Annotated in this window: 1 protein-coding gene; it reads right to left on the bottom strand. The window is 66.6% G+C overall.

The window, feature by feature from the left end; translation table 11 throughout:
* Positions 1-1096: IS66 family transposase (gene tnpC, locus P3T43_RS35670; protein WP_429285670.1), on the bottom strand; the 1096-nt coding region annotated here is incomplete at its 3' end.
* Positions 1097-1153 lie beyond the last annotated feature (57 nt).

Consider the following 1153-nt stretch of genomic DNA (forward strand, 5'->3'; position numbering starts at 1 on the left):
TGCGGCCGCGCACCCCGCGCTCGATGGCATACAGGGCCGCGATACGGCTGAGTGCCTCCTGCGCCACCGGCGAACGCTCCAGTTCGTACAGGTCGTAGAACTTGCGCCGCACATGGGCCCAGCACGCTGCCTCGATGATCGCGCCATCGCGGTACAGCGCATCGTAGCCACTATAGGCATCCGCCTGCAGGATGCCCGACCAGCCCTGCAGATGCGTACGGGGTCGCTCTCCCTTGCGGTCGGGCGAGTACTGGTACCAGACCGCCGGGGGTGCCCGACAGCCCGCCGGCCTGTCATCGCGTACGTACGTCCACAACCGCGCCGTACGCGTCTTGCCGCGTCCGGGCTCCAGCACCGGGACGGGAGTGTCATCCGTATGGATTTTTTGCGCCTCACGCACATATCGGCCAACGGCATCCGCCAGCGGCTGCAGCAGTGCGGCGGACTCGCGAACCCACGAGGCCAGGGTGGCACGGTCGAGTTCAATGCCGGCACGCAGATAGATTCCTGCCTGCCGGTACAACGGCATATGGTCGGCGTACTTGGCAACTACCACCTGCGCCAGCAGGCCGGCTGCGGCCATGCCGCGTGCGATTGGGCGCGACGGCGCCGCTTCCTGGACGACCTTCGCACAACGGCTGCAGCTCAGCCGGGGGCGTACGTGGCGGATCACCCGGAAGTACCCCGGCACGTAGTCCAGCACCTCGGAGGCGTCTTCACCCAGCTTGCGCAGCCGGCCGCCGCACTCGGGGCAGTCGCAGTCCTGTGGCTTGTGCTCCACCACCTCGCGTGGCAGGTGCGCAGGGAATTCGCGCGAGCGGCGGCGTAGTGGGACCACCGGCGCTTTCGTGTCTACAGGTTCATCACGCACCGGTTCTGGCGCCGGTGCCGCCACGGTATCCTGCTGCGGCAGTGACCCGTCACTGAGGGCGAGTTGGAGTTGTCCCGTCAGTTCTGCCATGCGCTCAGACGAGCGTCCGTACTGCCAGCGCTTCAGACGCGAGATCTCGGCAAGCAGGCGCGCGATGGTTTCTTCGCGCGAGACAAGCATGCGCTTGAGTGTGTCGATGTCGTCGGGGAGTCGGCTGACTGGCATGCCTGAGAGTTTACCAGGCACGCGCAGAAGTGGGGGCAAATTTACGCGGCGCATGTG

This window comes from Paraburkholderia sp. GAS41, from assembly GCF_050436545.1.
Classification (GTDB): domain Bacteria; phylum Pseudomonadota; class Gammaproteobacteria; order Burkholderiales; family Burkholderiaceae; genus Paraburkholderia.